The 16337-nt window shown below is 75.6% G+C and carries 13 protein-coding genes and 2 pseudogenes; 5 read left to right on the top strand and 10 right to left on the bottom strand.

Features of this window, described 5'->3' with window-relative positions; genetic code table 11:
* The first annotated feature begins 81 nt into the window (after positions 1-81).
* The 3 genes from AB0D45_RS26350 to AB0D45_RS26340 are packed head-to-tail and all read left to right on the top strand — an operon-like array spanning position 82 to position 3008.
* Positions 82-1200, top strand: a complete 1119-nt coding sequence (locus AB0D45_RS26350) for a hypothetical protein (protein WP_362463338.1) — start codon at positions 82-84, stop codon at positions 1198-1200.
* Between the two features lie 54 nt (positions 1201-1254).
* A complete protein-coding gene (locus AB0D45_RS26345; protein WP_362463335.1) occupies positions 1255-2157 on the top strand; it encodes an SDR family oxidoreductase in 903 nt (300 codons plus the stop codon).
* A 53-nt stretch (positions 2158-2210) separates the two neighbouring features.
* Positions 2211-3008 (top strand): hypothetical protein, encoded by a 798-nt coding sequence (locus AB0D45_RS26340; protein ID WP_362463332.1) that lies wholly within the window; start codon positions 2211-2213, stop codon positions 3006-3008.
* Here the strand turns inward: AB0D45_RS26340 and AB0D45_RS26335 are convergent.
* From AB0D45_RS26335 to AB0D45_RS26315, 5 genes and pseudogenes are all read right to left on the bottom strand, one after another.
* Positions 2995-3828, bottom strand: a complete 834-nt coding sequence (locus AB0D45_RS26335; protein ID WP_362463329.1) for an enoyl-CoA hydratase/isomerase family protein — start codon at positions 3826-3828, stop codon at positions 2995-2997. The genes AB0D45_RS26340 and AB0D45_RS26335 overlap by 14 nt on opposite strands.
* 54 nt (positions 3829-3882) lie before the next feature.
* Complete coding sequence (locus AB0D45_RS26330) at positions 3883-4647, bottom strand: PIG-L family deacetylase (RefSeq protein WP_362463326.1); 765 nt, start codon at positions 4645-4647, stop codon at positions 3883-3885.
* Positions 4648-4736: 89 nt separating this feature from the next.
* A complete protein-coding gene (locus AB0D45_RS26325) occupies positions 4737-6047 on the bottom strand; it encodes an alpha/beta fold hydrolase (protein WP_362463324.1) in 1311 nt (436 codons plus the stop codon).
* Between the two features lie 150 nt (positions 6048-6197).
* Positions 6198-7283: an S-(hydroxymethyl)mycothiol dehydrogenase gene (locus tag AB0D45_RS26320; RefSeq protein WP_362463404.1), complete on the bottom strand. Its 1086-nt coding sequence runs from the start codon at positions 7281-7283 to the stop codon at positions 6198-6200.
* A gap of 135 nt (positions 7284-7418) precedes the next feature.
* A pseudogene (locus tag AB0D45_RS26315) lies at positions 7419-8294 on the bottom strand (LysR substrate-binding domain-containing protein); the annotation flags it as partial.
* Positions 8295-8365: 71 nt separating this feature from the next.
* On the opposite strand from AB0D45_RS26315, the gene AB0D45_RS26310 reads away from it, so the two are divergent.
* Together AB0D45_RS26310 and AB0D45_RS26305 are read left to right on the top strand one after the other, a co-directional pair.
* On the top strand, positions 8366-9295 hold the full coding sequence (locus AB0D45_RS26310) for a dihydrodipicolinate synthase family protein (protein ID WP_362463322.1): 930 nt from the start codon (positions 8366-8368) through the stop codon (positions 9293-9295).
* Positions 9296-9686: 391 nt separating this feature from the next.
* On the top strand, positions 9687-10460 hold the full coding sequence (locus AB0D45_RS26305; RefSeq protein WP_362463319.1) for a transglycosylase SLT domain-containing protein: 774 nt from the start codon (positions 9687-9689) through the stop codon (positions 10458-10460).
* Between the two features lie 21 nt (positions 10461-10481).
* Here the strand turns inward: AB0D45_RS26305 and AB0D45_RS26300 are convergent, their stop codons facing one another.
* The 5 genes and pseudogenes from AB0D45_RS26300 to AB0D45_RS26280 all read right to left on the bottom strand — a co-directional run bounded on the left by AB0D45_RS26300 (position 10482) and on the right by AB0D45_RS26280 (position 16287).
* The gene (locus AB0D45_RS26300) at positions 10482-11399 is read right to left on the bottom strand and encodes a squalene/phytoene synthase family protein (protein WP_362463316.1); all 918 of its coding nucleotides are present in this window, start codon (positions 11397-11399) and stop codon (positions 10482-10484) included.
* A gap of 72 nt (positions 11400-11471) precedes the next feature.
* Complete coding sequence (locus AB0D45_RS26295) at positions 11472-13133, bottom strand: serine/threonine-protein kinase (RefSeq protein ID WP_362463312.1); 1662 nt, start codon at positions 13131-13133, stop codon at positions 11472-11474.
* A 27-nt stretch (positions 13134-13160) separates the two neighbouring features.
* Positions 13161-14796 (bottom strand): annotated as a pseudogene (locus tag AB0D45_RS26290) (peptide-N4-asparagine amidase).
* 75 nt (positions 14797-14871) lie between these two features.
* Positions 14872-15357: a ribonuclease E activity regulator RraA gene (rraA, locus tag AB0D45_RS26285; RefSeq protein ID WP_362463309.1), complete on the bottom strand. Its 486-nt coding sequence runs from the start codon at positions 15355-15357 to the stop codon at positions 14872-14874.
* A 45-nt stretch (positions 15358-15402) separates the two neighbouring features.
* Complete coding sequence (locus AB0D45_RS26280) at positions 15403-16287, bottom strand: hypothetical protein (protein WP_362463401.1); 885 nt, start codon at positions 16285-16287, stop codon at positions 15403-15405.
* Positions 16288-16337: the final 50 nt, after the last annotated feature.

Genomic DNA, 16337 nt, shown 5'->3' with positions numbered 1-16337 from the left:
ACGCACCAGGGGATCCAGCGCGCCCGGAGCCGACCGCCCCGGGCCCGCGCCACGCGTACACACCACGGGGGGAACCGAACGATGAACAGCACCCGCATGCGGAGCGCCGGCCCGGCCGCCGCCGCCCTCGTCCTGGCCGGGCTCGTCACCGCCGCCGGACCGGCCGCCGCCGCTCCGGCCTGCACGCCCCGCATCCAGGTCCTCGGCTCCCTCGGGTCGGGCGGCTACAGCGTGGGCAACGAGCAGACCGAGGGGGTCCTCGCCCTCGGCCCGGGCAACCTGTCCGCCGGCCTCTCCGCCGGCAAGCCCGTCTACTGGACCGGCACCCGGCTCCACAAGGTCCCGATGCCCGACGCCACCCTCTCGGGCGCGGTCCTCGGCGTGAACAGGGGCGGCCTGATGGTCGGCGCCGTCCGCGGCGGCGACGGCTACCTCTTCACCTACCGGGCGGGGGACGCCGCGATCACCCGGCTGCCCGGGAGCGACTGGCTGTCCGACGACGCCGACGTCAACGACGCCGGATACGTCGTCTCGCGCACCCGGCCGGGCCTGGGCACCGTGTGGAAGGACGGCCGGAAGGTGCGCGACCTGGCGCCGCCGGCGGACGCCGCCCCCGGCACCAGGATCGAGCTGGTCACCGGCATCAACAACAAGGGCGACGTCCTCGGCATGGCCCGCGAGGACTACGAGGTCCCGGAGACGGGCCAGCACCTGGAGGGGACCTACCCGGTGCTCTGGCCCGCCGACGGCGGACCGGCCAAGGCCCTCGCCCGCACCGCGAACGACGCCTACGTCCAGGACCTCGACGAGAGCGGCCGGATCGTCGGCTACGACTGGAACGGCATGGGGTACCAGTACACGCCCCTGACCTGGACGCCGCCCCACCCCGGGCCCGTCGGCGTCCCGGGCGTGCTGAACACCCACCCCTACGGCACCCTCGAGGCGATCAGCCCGACGTCCAACGTCTCCGTCGGCACCGCCATGTTCCACCCGGACCAGCAGACCCTCCCCGACCAGGCGCAGCTGTGGACGGGTACGGGCCCGCTCCTCGCGCTGCCCCGGCTCGCCGCGAACCGGGCCAGCGCCGCCTCGTCGGTGTCCGACGACGGCCGGGTCGGCGGCGCGGCCGTGAACGCGGGCGGCACCCTGAAGCCGGTGATCTGGACCTGCGCGACGAAGCAGGCGTATCTGCCGCAGTAGCCGCCGCCGTCGCGAGCATGGCGATCTGAGCGCCGGCGCGCTATCGATGCCCCCATGACGGACGACATCAGGCGCGGACTGCCCGCACCCCCGCCGCTCGGCGCGGCAGCCCTGCCCCCCGGCACGTACGGGGGGCAGGTGGTGCTCGTGACCGGCGGCGGGACCGGGCTGGGCAAGGCCATCGCCGCCGAGTTCGCGCGGCTCGGCGCGGACCTGCTGATCGCGGGGCGCCGCGCCGGGCGGCTGGAGGCGGCGCGCGAGGAGCTGGCGGCCGTGCCCGGTGCGGGCCGGGTGGCGGCCGCCGTCTGCGACATCCGGGACCCCGGGCGGGTCGCGGAGGTCTTCGACGCGGCCGAGGCCTCGCTGGGGCCGCCGGACGTGCTGGTCAACAACGCGGCGGCCAACTTCCCCAGTCCCGCCGAGGACCTGTCCCCCAACGCCTGGCGGGCGGTGGTGGACACCACGCTGACCGGCACCTGGTTCATGACCCGCGAGTTCGGCCGGCGCCACCTCGCGGCGGGCACCCCGGGGGCGATCGTCAGCGTCGGCGCCTCGTACGCCTGGACCGGCGGCCCGGGCTTCGCCCACAGCGCCGCCGCCAAGGCCGGGGTGAAGAACCTGGTGGAGACCCTCGCCGTGGAGTGGGGCCCGTACGGCATCCGCGTCAACGGGCTCGTACCCGGGCTGTTCCCGCACGCCGACATGACCGAGGACATCCGCGGCGGGCTGGAGCGCGCCGCCCCCGACGCCAAGGACGCCCGGCAGCCCGCCCTGCGGGTGGGCGCCCCGCGCGAACTGGGCTGGGCCGCGACCTTCCTGGCCTCGCCGTACGCCCGGTTCGTCAGCGGCCACACCCTGGTGGTGGACGGGGCGAACTGGCAGCGCCGGTCCCTGGTCCAGCCGGAGGTGGTCCCGGTCCGCGACCAACTGGGCCGCGGACCGTTCACCCCGGACTGACCGGCCGCGGGCCCGGGGCGGGGGTGTCGGTGGGGGGTGGCAGGATGACGGGTATGGATCTTGCCGGACTGACCTTCGAGCGCTGGCGCTCGCTGGACCTCGACGCCGCCCGCCGTCTCGCCGGGGAGGCCGCCTCGGGTGTGGGCGGGCGGGTGCGCCGGATCGAGACGGTCCGTCACCTCGGCGCGCCGCTGCACCGGGTGCTGATCGAGCGGGAGGGCCGTGACTTCGCCCTCGTGCCCGGCGGGCGCGTGCGGCTCGGCTTCGACCCGCAGGTGTGGCGGCCGACGCCCGAGCAGGAGGCCGACTACGCGGAGAGCCTGGCCGAGGGCTTCGGTTTCGCCCCGGACCTCACCTCCCATCTCGCCGGGGAGCTGAGCCCGGTGCGGACGGTGGAACTGGCCACCGTGCTGATGGCGGTGGAGGACGAGGCGCTGACGGGACCGCCGGACGACGTCCCGGCCGGGCTGGCCGGGCAGGGGATGCGGCTGCCGAGCGCCGACGAGTGGGAGCACGCCTGCGGTGCGGGGGCCCGCACCCTGTTCCGGTGGGGCGACACGTGCCCGCTGGACGAGGAGCCGTACGGCGGGGGCGGGATCCGCCACGAGCCGAACGCCTTCGGGCTGCACATCGCCTACGACAGCTACACCGCCGAGCTCAGCGGCGACCGCGAGGCGGTGCACGGCGGGGACGCCGGCTCGGCGGCCTGCGGCGGCTACGGCCGGCTGATGGGATGGCTGCCGCTGGCCACGGCGCAGCGCAACCCGGGCACGGCGGAGTTCGTGTACGGCCCGGAGGGGGAGGACGTGTGGGACGACTTCTCCGTGCGGCCGGTGCTCACGCTCCCCTGAACCGCGGGGGCCGGCGGGCGGCCTGGGCGCCGTAGCCCTCCCCGGCGTCCTCGGAGGTGAGGGTGAGGGCCGCGGTCATGGCGACCCGGTCGAGGGCGGCGGGCAGGGCGGCGTCGGCGTAGGAGTCGACCGCCCGTTTGATGCCCTGGACGGCGAGCGGGGCGTTCGCCGCGATCTCCGCCGTCAGGGCCCGGGAGGCGGCGTCCAGCTCCGCCCGGGGGACGACGAGCTGGACGAGGTTGAGGCGCTCGGCGACCCCCGCGTCGATCCTGCGGCCGGTCAGGGCGAGGTACTTGGCCCAGCCCGCGCCTGCCTCGCGGGCGATGCGCAGGTCGCCGCCGGCGTCCACCGCCACCCCGAGCCGGGCCTCGGGGAGGGCGAAGACGGCGTCCTCGGCGGCGATCCGGACGTCGGCCATCAGGGCCAGCTCGAAGCCGAAGCCGAGGCAGTACCCCTGGACGGCGGCGACCACCGGCTGCGGCAGGCGGGCGAGGACCGCGAAGCGCTCGTGGACCCAGCGGATGCCCTCGTAGTAGTTCCGGGTCCGCTCGGCCGCGGAGTCACCGGTGATGGCGCCGCCGGGGGCCGTCACGTCGATGCCCGCGCAGAAGGCCCGGCCCTGCGCCCGCAGCAGGACGGCGCGCACGCCGGGGTCGAAGCGGATCCGGTCGGCCAGCAGGCCCAGCTGCCGGGTGGACTCCCAGCTCCAGCCGTTGAGCTTGTCCGGGCGGCAGAGGGTGAGGAGCGCGATGCCGTCCTCGACGTCCAGCCGGATGCGCTCCGCGCCCTCGCCGATCTCCGTGGAGACTGTGTCGATCACCGTGTACCGCACCCCCGAAGCGAGCTGACGGTTCGTCAGCCTAAGGGGGTCCGGTCAGCGGGGGAAGACCTCGAACGCCACCGCCGGGCGGCCTCCGAAGCGGGCCGCCACCTGCTGGACGTTGCCGGTGAGGAAGTCGCGTACGTACTCCTCGGGGTCCTGGTCCGTCAGGGCGGTGATGTAGGCCTTGTGCTCCAGCAGGGACCGGACGGCACGCTCCAGGCCGGGGCCGGCCTCGACCGCGTGGGTGGGCGTGGACGTACCCGCCACCGCGACCCAGCGCACCCCGTTCCACGGCTCCAGGCCCTGCTCGGCGATGAGTTCGGGGAAGATCCACCGGTTGCCCGCGTCACCGGCGGCGTCCAGCACGGCCCGGCCGACGGCCTTGTGGTCGGGGGTGTTCCAGTAGCCCCCGCCGTCGCCCCCGCCCCACGTGTCCCGGTGGTTGAGGGTGATCACCAGTTCGGGGCGGTGGCGCCGAATGGCCGCCGCGATGTCCCGGCGCAGGCCGGGGCCGTACTCGACGACCCCGTCCCGGTGGTCCAGGAACTCCACCGACGAGACCCCGACGACCGCCGCGCTCGCGCGCTGCTCGGCCTCGCGCAGCGGGCCGCACTCGTCCGGGGCGACGCCGTCGATGCCCGCCTCGCCGCGGGTGGCGAGCACGTAGGCGACCTCGCGGCCGCCGTCCGTCCACGCCGCGATGGCGGCGGCGCAGCCGTACTCCAGGTCGTCGGGGTGGGCCACCACCGCGAGGGCGCGCTGCCAGTCGGTGGGCATGGGCTGCAAGGTCGGCTGCTGCGCAGCGTGTTCGGTCATACGCCGACCTTAGGCGACCGGAGGAGGGCGGGGGGCCGGCACCTCTGCCGGGCCGCGCCCCGTCACCCGCGCGACCGCGGAAGGGGACCTCAGGCGCCGTCGTGCACCAGGGCCAGGAGGCGGTCCAGGACGCGGGGGCCGCCCGCGCGGACGCCGTCGTGCTCGAACTCGTCCGTCACCCAGGTGCGCAGGCCGCGGATCGCGCGGGCCGTGGCCAGGGAGTGGGCGGTGTCCACGTACATGTCGTCGTGGTAGACGGCGGCCGCCACCGGCACCTCGTTGGCGGCGAGCCGGGCCGGGTCGTACAGCGGCTGCCAGCCGGTGCGGGAGGCGAGCAGTTCGGCGGTCTCGCGCAGCGGGGCGAGGCAGGGGTCGGCGGTGAAGTGCCACGGGTGGATGGTCTCGCCGGTGAACAGGAGCGGGTCGTCGCCCGCGAGGGCCTTGGCGGCGTCGAAGCGCGGGTGGCCGGCGCGGACCCGTTCGGCGGCCCAGGCGGTCGGGGCCGCCGGGTCCTGGGCGTAGATCGCCTCGTGGAGCAGCGCGTACAGCGGGTGCCCGGCGAAGGACAGCTGGGCGTGGACCCGTTCGAGGAAGGCGTCGGACAGGGCGGGGCCCGCCGGGGTGGGGACGAAGGCGTCCTCGAGGAGGTAGTGCAGCTGGTGGCTGCCGTCGCCGGCGCCGAGGAGCAGGCCGAGGGACTGGAAGGCCTCGACGGTGAGCCGGTAGCCGCCCGGGAGCACGGCCGGCTGCTCGGCGAGGTGGGCCGCGATGCGGCGGGCACGCTCGACGTCCATGGGGTAGCGGGCGTAGTGGGCCAGGTTCTTGCGCTCGATGCGGGGGTACGCGGCCTCGTACACCTCGGTCGCGTCGGCGTCGAGGGAGGGCAGTCCGCCGGTGATCAGGGCGGCGGCCAGACCCTCGGGCGCGGTGGAGAGGTAGTGGGTGGTGCAGAACCCGCCGAAGCTCTGGCCGAGCACGGTCCAGGGGGCGCCGCCGGTCAGGGCGGGGCGGATGGCCTCGGCGTCGCGGACGATGGAGTCTGCGCGGAACCGGGTGAGGTACGCGGCCTGCTCGGCGGGGGTGCCGCGCGCGGGCAGGGTCTGGCGGCTGACGGGGGTGGAGCGGCCGGTCCCGCGCTGGTCGAGGAGCAGCACCCGGTAGTCGGCGAGGGCCCGCTCCAGCCAGGCCTGGCGTCCGGTGAACCGCCGCGCCCCGAAGCCGGGGCCGCCCTCCAGGTACAGCAGCCAGGGCAGCCCCTCGGGGTCCTTGTCGTGCGCCACCACCTCGCGGGCGTACAGCTCGATGCGCTCCCCGCCGGGGCGGTCGTGGTCGAGCGGCACGGTGAAGTGGTGGTCGGTCAGGACGACACCGGGCTGGCGGTAGCTGCGCTGGAGGGTCACGGACGGCCCCTGGGGTCTGGGTGCGGATCCCCTTCCCCGCGCCGTCGCCGGGTCGCGGCGGGGCGGGGGGCCGGGGCTGGCGTCCCGGCCGAGTCTATGCGGTGCCGCCGACGGCCCGGGCCGGCCGGTGGGACCGGCCCGGGCCGGGGCTCAGAACTCGACGACCGAGCGGAGCACTTCGCCGCGTTCCATGCGGGCGAAGGCGTCCTCGACCCCGTCGAGGGGGATCGTCTCCGAGACGAAGGCGTCGAGGTCGAGCCGGCCCTGGAGGTAGAGGTCGATCAGGAGCGGGAAGTCCCGCTCGGGCAGGCAGTCCCCGTACCAGGACGACTTGAGCGCGCCACCGCGCCCGAAGACGTCCAGGAGCGGGAGCTCCAGCTTCATCTCGGGCGTCGGGACGCCGACCAGCACCACGGTGCCGGCCAGGTCGCGGGCGTAGAAGGCCTGTCGGTAGGTCTCCGGGCGGCCGACGGCCTCGATGACCACGTCCGCGCCGTTCCCGCCGGTCAGCTCCTGGACGGCCTTGACCACGTCCTCGGTACGCCCGTTGACGGTGTGGGTGGCGCCCAGCCCGCGCGCCCACTCCAGCTTCCGGTCGTCCAGGTCCACGGCGATGATCCGCGACGCCCCCGCCAGCCGGGCCCCGGCGACCGCCGCGTTGCCCACTCCCCCGCAGCCGATGACGGCCACCGAGTCGCCGCGCCCGACGTTGCCGGTGTTCAGGGCGGCGCCGAGGCCGGCCATCACGCCGCAGCCGAGCAGTCCGGCGGCGGCCGGGGAGGCGGCCGGGTCGACCTTGGTGCACTGTCCGGCGGCGACCAGGGTCTTCTCGGCGAAGGCCCCGATGCCGAGGGCCGGGGAGAGCGGGGTGCCGTCCTCCAGCGTCATGGGCTGGGTGGCGTTGTGCGTGGCGAAGCAGTACCAGGGCCGCCCGCGCTTGCAGGCCCGGCAGGTGCCGCAGACCGCGCGCCAGTTGAGGACCACGAAGTCACCGGGGGCGACGGAGGTGACGCCGGGGCCGACGGACTCGACGATTCCGGCAGCCTCGTGGCCGAGGAGGAAGGGGAACTCGTCGTTGATGCCGCCCTCGCGGTAGTGCAGGTCGGTGTGGCAGACCCCGCAGGCCTGGACCTTGACGAGGGCTTCTCCGGGCCCCGGGTCGGGCACGAGGATCGTGGTCGTCTCCACCGGTGCGCCCTTGCTCCGCGCGATGACCCCTCGTACGCGATGTGTCACGTCGTACCCCGTTCTGTTCGGATCGGTCTGGATCATCGAACGTACACGGGCGCGGCCCGCCAAGGGAGTTGTGCGGACCGTCGCGTCACCCCCCGCCGCCGGTTCCGGCCAGACCGGCGGCACGGCGGCGCGCAGCGCCGCGACGAAGGCCACGACGGCGGGATGCGCACCGGCACCGCTGCGGAACGCGACCTTGGTGCGGCGTTCCATGTGCAGGCGGGTGAGGGCGATGTCGGGGGGCGGAGGCCCCGGTACGCCCAGCTGCGGGACGACCGCCACTCCCTGCCCGGCCGCGACCAGCGCGAGGACGGTGTCGAACTCGTCCACCTGGTGCCGGATCCGCGGGGTGAACCCGGCCGCCTGGCACGCCCGCACGGTCATGGCGTGGCAGAGGGTGCCGGGGGTGGCGGTGATCCAGGGCCCGTCCTGCTGGGTCCGCAGAACGGCGCCCTGGTCGGGGCCGACGGCCGGGGGCGGGCCGGCGGGGGCGGCCAGGTACATCGCCTCCCCGCACAGCGGCCGGGTGGCGAGGCCCGGCTCGGGCGGCGCGGGGACGAAGTCGTACTCGTGGACCAGGGCCACGTCCAGGTCCCCGGCGCGCAGCGCGTGCGCGACCGCCGCCGGGTCGGTCTCGCGGACCATGGGCTCCAGCCCCGGGTGGCGCCGGGCCAGGTGGAGGAGGGCGGCCGGGACCATGGCCCGGGTGGCGGTGGGGAAGGAGCCGATGCGCAGGACCCCGGCGAGGCCGCTGCGGGCCTCCGCGAGGTCGGCGTCGGCCTGTTCGAGCCGTTCCAGGACTGCTTCGGCGTGCCGGACGAGGTTCTGGGCGGCCGGGGTGAGGCGGACTCGGCGGCCGGTGCGTTCCAGCAGGGGCAGGCCCGCCTCGCGTTCGAGGACGGCGAGCTGCTGGGAGACGGCGGACGGGCTGAAGGCGAAGGCTTCGGCCACGGCGGCGATGGTGCCGCGGCGGGCGAGCTCGCGCAGGAGGCGCAGGCGGCGGACGTCGAGCATCGGCTCAGCTTACGAATGGGGTAAGGAACGCGAACTGGATTCGGCGCTCGCTCCGGACGAAGCTCTTCTGCATGCGACAGGAAACGACACAGGGCGGGCAATCCGTCCATGGAGCCCCCGGTGACTTCGGCGGGATCCACGTCCCGCTCGTGACCCCCTTCACGGCCGGCGGGGAGATCGCCGCCGGGGCGCTGGAGGCCCTCGCCCACGAGGTGCTCGACGCCGGTGCCGCCGGGATCGTGGCCCTCGGCACCACGGGCGAGACGGCCACCCTCGACGAGGAGGAGTGCGACCTCGTCACCGAGGTCTGCGCCCGGGTCTGCGGGGAGCGGGGCGTGCCGCTCACGGTGGGGGCGGGGGCGAGCGGGACCCGGGCGAGCGAGGCGGCACTGGCACGGCTGGCACGGTGGCCGCAGGCCCGGGCGGCGCTGGTGACCGTGCCGTCCTTCGTCCGGCCGTCGGCGGCGGGCGTGCTGGCGCACTTCACGCGGCTGGCGGAGGTGAGCCCGCTGCCGCTGATCGTGTATCACATCCCCTACCGGACGGGGCAGCCGCTGGACGCGGCCGCGTTGCGCGCGCTGGGCTCGCTCCCGCGGGTGGCCGGGGTGAAGTACGCGGCGGGCGGGATCGACGCGGAGACGGTGGCGCTGCTGGGCCGGCTGCCGGACGGGTTCTCGGTCCTGGCCGGGGACGACGTGTACGCGTCGCCGATGCTGGCGCTCGGCGCGAAGGGCGCGGTCCTGGCCTCGGCCCATCTGGCGACGCAGCGGTTCGTGGAGCTGGAGGCGGCCTGGCGGGCCGGCGACGCCGGGCGGGCCCGGGTGTTGGGGCATGCGTTGGCGCGGGTTTCGGCGGCGGCTTTCGGGGAGCCGAATCCGGCGGTGGTCAAGGGCGTCCTGTACGCGCAGGGCCGGATCCCCACCCCGGACGTGCGCCTGCCGCTGCTGCCCGCCTCCCGGCTGGCCGTGGAGGCCGTCCTGGTGGAGCTGGCCTCCCTCTGAGGGTTCACAGGGGAGCGCAAATGTCCGGTTGCGAGCGATTCGCCTGCCTCGGGCGGGTCGCCCGAATAGGCAGCATCGCGCCGCGAATTGACCGTATTGGTCTCGGCGGCCTCAAACCTCTGGGGCCCGTGATGTGAGTCACGCGGGAGCGGTCAACATCAATTCACCCGGAACAGCCGATTCCCTTTCCCCGGAAAGGGAATCGGCCTTTTCGTGATCCGTACGTCATGGTCATTTACCGGACAACGGACGGGAAGTCGATCTCCGGGTGGAATTCGCGTCTTGTTCCCGCCCCGCGCACTCGCCTACGGTCACCCTCATTCCCGGCGGCCGACTGCCGAATCCGGCCGCCGCCGGGGCTCTCCCGTACCCCCACGTGAGGAACAGCGCCATGCCCGGACAGGGAAAGCACCGTCGGCCGAAGCAGAACCGGATCGCCCGCAAGCTGGCCGTCGCCGGCACGGGCGGGGCGGCCCTCGCCCTGCCGCTGATCAGCGCCACCACGGCCGGTGCGGCCGGCACGCAGCCGGCTGCGGCGCCGCTCGTCAAGGCGACGGTGGAGAAGGCCGCGCCGCAGAAGCCGGCCGCGGAGAAGGCCTCGGCGAAAAAGGCCTCCACGGAAAAGGCGGCGGCCCCCCTGACCTATTCCGTGGTCAACGGCGACACCCTGACGAAGATCGCGGCCGAGCATTCCGTGAACGGCGGCTGGCAGGCGCTCTACGCGGCCAACCGCAACGCCATCGGCGCGAACCCCTCCGTGATCCGCCCCGGCCTCAGACTGAGCATCGGCGCGGCGGCCAGAGCGGCAGCGGCGAAGCCCGCCGCCAAGCCGGCCACCACCTACGCGAACAATCTCGACGGCTGGATCCGGCAGTCGCTGGACGTCATGGCCAGGCACGGAATTCCCGGCAGCTACAACGGAATCCACCGCAACGTGATGCGCGAGTCCTCGGGCAACCCCCTCGCCATCAACAACTGGGACTCCAACGCCGCGGCCGGCATCCCCTCCAAGGGCCTGCTCCAGGTCATCGACCCGACCTTCCGCGCCTACCACGTGCCCGGCACGTCCCTGGACTCCTACGACCCGGTCGCGAACATCACGGCCGCCTGCAACTACGCCGCCGCCCGCTACGGCTCGATCGACAACGTCAACGGCCCGTACTGACGGCCCGGCGGCGGCCCACCGTCACACCGGCCGGCGGGTCCCCCGCCGGCGCAGGGCGCGGGCCAGGGTGGCGACGGGTGCCGCCAGTCCGTACCCGGTGTCCTTGCGCAGGGCGCCCGCGCCGGCCCGCTCCACGGCGGCCAGCTGGTGTCCCATCAGCTCCGTCATGGCGCCGACCACCGGCCGCAGTCCCGGTTCGGTGAGGTCGAGGATGCCGTCGACGGCGGCCAGGCGGGCACGGGCGCGCCCGCACTCCGCGGCCAGGAGGCGGCGGACGGCGGGGGTGTCCCGAGCCTGTTCGAGATCGGCGCGGGTGACGGAGTGTTCGGCGAGGCGGGAGCGCGGGATGCACAACCGCCCGTCGGCGAGGTCGCCGGCCAGGTCGGCGAGGAAGTCGACCCGCTGGGCGGCGTCCACGAAGCGGCGCCAGCCGGCGGCCTGCCCGGCGTCGGGCCCGCCCCGGTACTGGAGGCCGGTGAAGACGAGGACCCCGGGCCAGGCGTAGGCGTCGAGGTAGGCCTGGAAGTCCTCCTCGTCGGCGAACCCGTCGAAGGCGGCCTCGGCGGTGGCGGCCCCGTCGAGGAAGCGGGTGACCCACTGCCCGGGCAGGCCCCGGGTGCGGACGGCATGGGCGTAGGCGCGCAGCAGCGGGTCGGGGCTGTCGCCGGTCTCCAGGGCCGACTCGGTGCGCCGGGCCAGCTCGGCGAGTCCGGCGGCCCGGGCGCCGGGGGTGCCGCTCTCGGCCACGTCGTCGACCAGGTTCATGAAGGCCAGGCCCGCCGCCAGCCAGGGCACCAGGGGCGGTTCGGCCAGCAGGCGCAGGGTGAGGTAGGGGGCCGGTTCGCGGCGCAGGACCCGGCGGGCGGCGTGGGTGAAGTCGGCCCGCAGCCGGGGGTCGGTGATCCCGGCCCGGGTGAGGGTGGTGCGCCAGCTGGGCATGGTGGGGCGTGCTCCTCGAACCGTGTCCGCCGTACGCGCGGGACGCGCGTACGGGTGTGCGGATACACGATGTCAGGAGCGGTAGACCTTCTTCACGTTGCCCTGGGTGTCGGCGTACACGTAGCCGCCGCGCCCGTACTCGTCGGTGAGGTAGGGCCGCATGGAGGCGGTCGCGTCGAACAGCCAGGGCTCGACGATGACGTACCGGGAGGTCGGCTTGTCGACGCCGAGTTCCTGCTGGGCCCGTTCGAGGAGGCCGGGGAGGGCGTCCCACTTCACGGTCGCCATGTCGATGAGCGGCTCGTCCTTCTTGACGGTGCCGCCGGGGCCGTCGTTCGTCACCTGGCCGTCGCGGTACTCGTACCGGTCGAAGGTGTCGGCGCCGGGGGCGGTGGGGATGGAGGCCAGGACGTACCCCTCGTAGACCGTCATCTCCACGAACGCGGTGGTGCCGGTCTTCTGCTTGAACGCCTCGACGACGGTGCGGACCTTGTCGGGGGCGAGCAGGCTGCCCTTGGCCGCGGCGGCGCTGCCCTGCGGCTTGGGCGTGGCGGCCCTCGGGGTGGAGGGGGTGATCCCCGCGGGGGTGGCGGCGGCGGGGGTGGCCGGGGCGGCGCCCTTCGCGTCGGAGCCGGAGGACCTGCCGTCGGGCAGCGCCTGGACGAGGCCGACCACGCCGCCGGTGAGGGCCAGCGCGAGGAGGGCGCCGATGAGCGCGGTGCGGGTGCGCGGCCGGGCGGAGGCCGGGGGTACGGGCGCGGTGGCCGCGTACGGGGACCCGCCCCCGGGGGTGAACGGCCGGGCGTCGGACACCGTGGGCGGCGGACCGTACAGCCCGGCGCCCGCGGCCGGCGCGGCGGCGGCCCCCGCTGCACCCGGCGTACCGAGAGCGGCGCTCGCGCCCCGGAGCAGCGCTTCCAGCTCCGCGCCGTCGGGCCGCGCGGCGGGATCCCGTACGAGCAGCCGTTCCAGTACGGGCCCCAGCGGGCCGGAGCGCACCGGCGCCGGGATCGGCTCGTCCAGCACGGCGACCACGGTGGCCAGGCTGGTGGCCCGGCGCAGCGGGTGCGTCCCCTCGGCGGCCACGTACAGCAGCATGCCGAGCGACCACAGGTCGGAGGCCGTCAGGCCCTCCTCGCCCCGGCACCGCTCGGGCGCGATGTACTCGGGCGATCCGATCAGCACCCCGGTGGAGGTGAGGGCGGTCGCCCCGTGCAGGGCGGCGATGCCGAAGTCGGTCAGCACGGCCGACCCGTCGGGCCGCAGCAGGACGTTGGCCGGTTTCACGTCCCGGTGGAGGATGCCCTCCTCGTGGGCGGCCCGCAGCGCCGACAGGACGTCGAGCCCGAGCCGCAGCACCTCCGGGAGCGGCATCGGCCCGGCGGCCAGCCGGTCGTGCAGCGAGCCGCCCTTGAGCAGCTCCATCACGATCCACGGGTGGCCGTCGGTACCCGGCGCGGGCTCGACGATGTGGTGGATCGTCACCACGTTGGGGTGGGCGAGGCGGGCCAGGGCCCGCGCCTCGCGGATGGCGCGCTCGCGCAGCTGGACGGCGAGCTCCGGCAGGGCCGCGGCGGTGGCGGGGTCCGGCGGGCGCACCTCCTTCAGGGCGACCTCGCGGTGCAGCGCGATGTCGCGGGCGCGCCACACCGTCCCCATGCCTCCGGCGCCCAGGGGGCCGATCAGTTCGAAACGGCCGTCGATCAGCCGTCTGCCGGCCTCACTCATCTCCATGGGCGGTCATCGTAGGCCCCGCCACCGTCAGCAGCGGAGGCGGTCCTCCGTCACGGTGCCCTGCGCGGTGGACACCGTACGGTCGTAACAGCCGCCGCCGGTGTCCGTCCCGTACAGCCGGTAGCGCTCGGTGCTGGTGCCGACGGCGTGGCGCTGCTCGCGCGGGACGTTGGCGGTGTACGAGGCGTCGCCGGTGTACCGGTCGTCGAGGTGGGAGCGGCCGGCCGGGCGGCCGCCGCGCAGGGTGAGGGTGTCGGCCCGGTCGCCGAGGGACAGGACGGTGCGCAGCCGGTCGCCGGCGCCGAGGGTGGTCTCGCCGTCCATCGTGTACGTGCGGGCCGTGCGGGTGGTGGTGTCGCCGCGGGTGACGCTCTCCTCGTCGGTCCAGGAGGCGTCGAGGGCGTCCCGGGCCTCGCCGTCGGTCCAGCGGTGGGCGGAGGTGTGGGAGACGGCCCGGGTGACGGTGGTGGTGACCCGGCCGCGGGAGGTGTCGAGGTGTCCGGTGGCGGTCAGGCGGTGGGCGCCGTCGGTGTCGAGGCGGTGTTCGCCGCCGGGGGCGGCGGGGGTCCACCGGGAGGAGCCGGTGGGGGCGCCCTCCTCGTGGCGGGTCAGGGCGCCGGTGACGACCTGGCGGCCGTGGTCCTGCCAGAGCAGCAGGCTGGCCGGGGTGTTCCAGCCGGCCTGGCCGGCCGGCACGCCCGCGACGGACACCTCGACGCGGTGCGGGCGGCCGTCGTTGAAGAGGGCGGCGTAGGGGGTGAGGTCGTAGACGATCGGCTGGACGTCGAAGGCGCGGGGGCCGGGGGTGACGTACCAGAGGAAGGGGTTGGACCAGCCGCCGGTCCACACGGTCGGGAAGGGCGCGGCAAGGCCGGCGAGTCGTCCGTCGACGGAGATCCGCACCTCGCGGTGGGGGCCGTCGGCGGCCTTGCACGAGTAGGGCGCCGCGTCCGGGACGGTCATGTACCAGTACTCCTCGCAGCCGCCGCCGGAGCCGGTGGCGTACACCTCGGCGAGGAGCCGTTCGGTGTTGCGGGGGGGTGGTGACGGCGGGGGTGGTCAGGGGCAGGACGCGGTCCGGGGTGTCGGGGGCGGGGTGGTGCCGGTCGGCGGCGTAGAGGGTGAGGGTCACCTTGACGTCGATGACGCCGGTGTAGGTGTCGTTGACGACGTTGCCGATGAGCATCTCGACGGGCTGCGGGCGGCTGAGGACGTCGCGGTAGCGGGTGACGTCCTTCTCGACGGACCAGGCGATGCCGTCGGGCGAGGGCTCGGGGGTGGAGGTGCGCAGGATCTCGACGCCGCCGAGGGTGAGGTTGCCGAGGCGGTCGTACTGGCGGCCCTTGACCTTGCCGTCGAGGCGCAGGACGGCTTTGGCCCAGTCGGAGCGGCCGCAGCCGGTGGGCGGGGTGTAGCTGCCCCGGTAGGGGGTGAAGTCGCTGAACCGGGCCTCGGCCAGGGTGACCCGGCAGGACCGGGTGGCGGGGCGTTCGACGGGCGGGGCGGCGGTGAGGGGGTCGTGCCAGTCGGTGCCGAACTCCGCGGGCGGGACGGGTCCGGCGCTCGCCGGTCCGGCAGCGGCAGCGGCGGCCGCGGGTCCGGCCAGGGCCCCGGCGGCGAGGGTGAGCGCGCCGAGCAGGCCCATGATCCTGTGTCGTCTCATGGGCCCGCAGTGAAACGCCTCGCGGCCCGCCGCCGCCAGGGCCCGTGGACGCCGGGTGGCGGGAAACCGACGGTGTCAGCGCCCGGCGGGCAGCACCACGACTCCGTCGTCGTCCACGTACACGGTGTCGCCCGGGCGGAAGACGACCCCGCCGATGGTGACGGGCTCGTCGACCGCGCCCTCGCCGGTCTTCCCGCTCTTGCGGGGGCACGTGCCGAGCGCCTGGACGCCGAGGTCCAGGCGACCGAGGGCGACGCTGTCGCGGACCGCGCCGTTGACGACGAGCCCGGCCCAGCCGGAGCGCTGGGCGGCGCCGGCGATGAGGTCGCCGACCAGCGCGGTACGCAGCGAGGCGCCGCCGTCCACGACGAGGACGGCGCCCTCCCCGGGGGTGTGCAGGAGCTCGCGCAGCAGGGCGTTGTCCTCGTGGCAGCGCACGGTGCGCACGGGCCCGGCGTACATCCGCCGGCCGCCGATCCGGCGGAACGGGGTGGCGCAGATGCCGAGGGCCTCGCCGTGTTCGTCGTACAGGTCCGCGGTGGGGGCGGGGGTGACGCTCATGTGGTTCCGGACTCCTCGCGTGTCGTGCGTCGCGCGCCGCCCAGCTTAGGCCGTGGCGTGGCCGGCGGCCTGTACCGGGCGGCTGTCGGGGAGCGGGGCGGCGGTCTGGGCCGCGGGGGCGGTGCGGGTGAGCAGCAGCACTCCGCGCGTGGCCGCGAGGGCTCCGGTGGCGGCGAGCAGGATCCCGAGCGCGCCGTGCTGGAGGCGTTCGCCGAGCAGCACCATGCCGATGGCGGCCGCGGCGAGCGGGTTGGCCAGGTTGACCACGGCGAGCGGGGCGCCGAGCCCGCCCCGGTAGGCGCGCTGGGAGAGCAGCATCCCGCCGACGGCGAAGACCACCACGAGCAGGGCCACGGTGACCACCCGGCCGCTGAGCAGGGCGCCGCCCCGGCCGCCCGCCACGGCCACGGTCTGGGTCAGGGCGGAGGCGACGGCGGAGGCCAGCCCGGAGGCGGTGGCGTGGCGCAGCCCCGGGCCGGGGTCCCGGCGGGCGGTGAGCAGGACGATCGCGGCGACGGTGGCGCCGGACACGGCGAGCGCCTCGGCCAGGGAGAGGGTGTCGTCGGGGGCCGGCCCTGAGGCGGGGAGCAGCAGCAGGCCGAGCCCGGCGACGGTGGCCAGGGTGCCCCGCCACTCGGTGGCGGCGACCCGCCGCCCGGCGCCGCGCGCGCCCAGCGGGACCGCGGCGACCAGGGTGAGGGCGCCCAGCGGCTGGACGAGGGTCAGCGGGCCGTAGCGCAGCGCGGCGGCGTGCAGCAGTGCGGCGGCGGCGTTCAGTCCGGCCGACCACCACCAGGCGCTGTTGCCGAGCAGGGCCCGGGCGGTGCGGGCGACGGCCCGGCGGGCGAGGCGCTCCTGGGCGACGGCGGCGGCGGCGTAGGTGACGGCGGAAGCCAGGCAGAGGGCGACGGCGAGGACGGTGGCGTTCACGGCCGGGCCCCCGCGGAGACGGCGACGGCGGGGACGGGAGTCCGCCCGGC

It is taken from the genome of Streptomyces sp. NPDC048352 (assembly GCF_040651895.1).
Taxonomy (GTDB): domain Bacteria; phylum Actinomycetota; class Actinomycetes; order Streptomycetales; family Streptomycetaceae; genus Streptomyces.
This window is presented reverse-complemented; position numbering and strand designations above follow the sequence as displayed.

Coding starts and splice junctions, on each gene's coding strand:
- AB0D45_RS26350 (WP_362463338.1), top strand. CDS start 82: ATGAACAGCACCCGCATGCGGAGCGCCGGCCCGGCCGCCGCCGCCCTC.
- AB0D45_RS26345 (WP_362463335.1), top strand. CDS start 1,255: ATGACGGACGACATCAGGCGCGGACTGCCCGCACCCCCGCCGCTCGGC.
- AB0D45_RS26340 (WP_362463332.1), top strand. CDS start 2,211: ATGGATCTTGCCGGACTGACCTTCGAGCGCTGGCGCTCGCTGGACCTC.
- AB0D45_RS26330 (WP_362463326.1), bottom strand. CDS start 4,647: ATGACCGAACACGCTGCGCAGCAGCCGACCTTGCAGCCCATGCCCACC.
- AB0D45_RS26310 (WP_362463322.1), top strand. CDS start 8,366: ATGCGACAGGAAACGACACAGGGCGGGCAATCCGTCCATGGAGCCCCC.
- AB0D45_RS26305 (WP_362463319.1), top strand. CDS start 9,687: ATGCCCGGACAGGGAAAGCACCGTCGGCCGAAGCAGAACCGGATCGCC.
- AB0D45_RS26300 (WP_362463316.1), bottom strand. CDS start 11,399: ATGCCCAGCTGGCGCACCACCCTCACCCGGGCCGGGATCACCGACCCC.
- AB0D45_RS26295 (WP_362463312.1), bottom strand. CDS start 13,133: ATGGAGATGAGTGAGGCCGGCAGACGGCTGATCGACGGCCGTTTCGAA.
- rraA (WP_362463309.1), bottom strand. CDS start 15,357: ATGAGCGTCACCCCCGCCCCCACCGCGGACCTGTACGACGAACACGGC.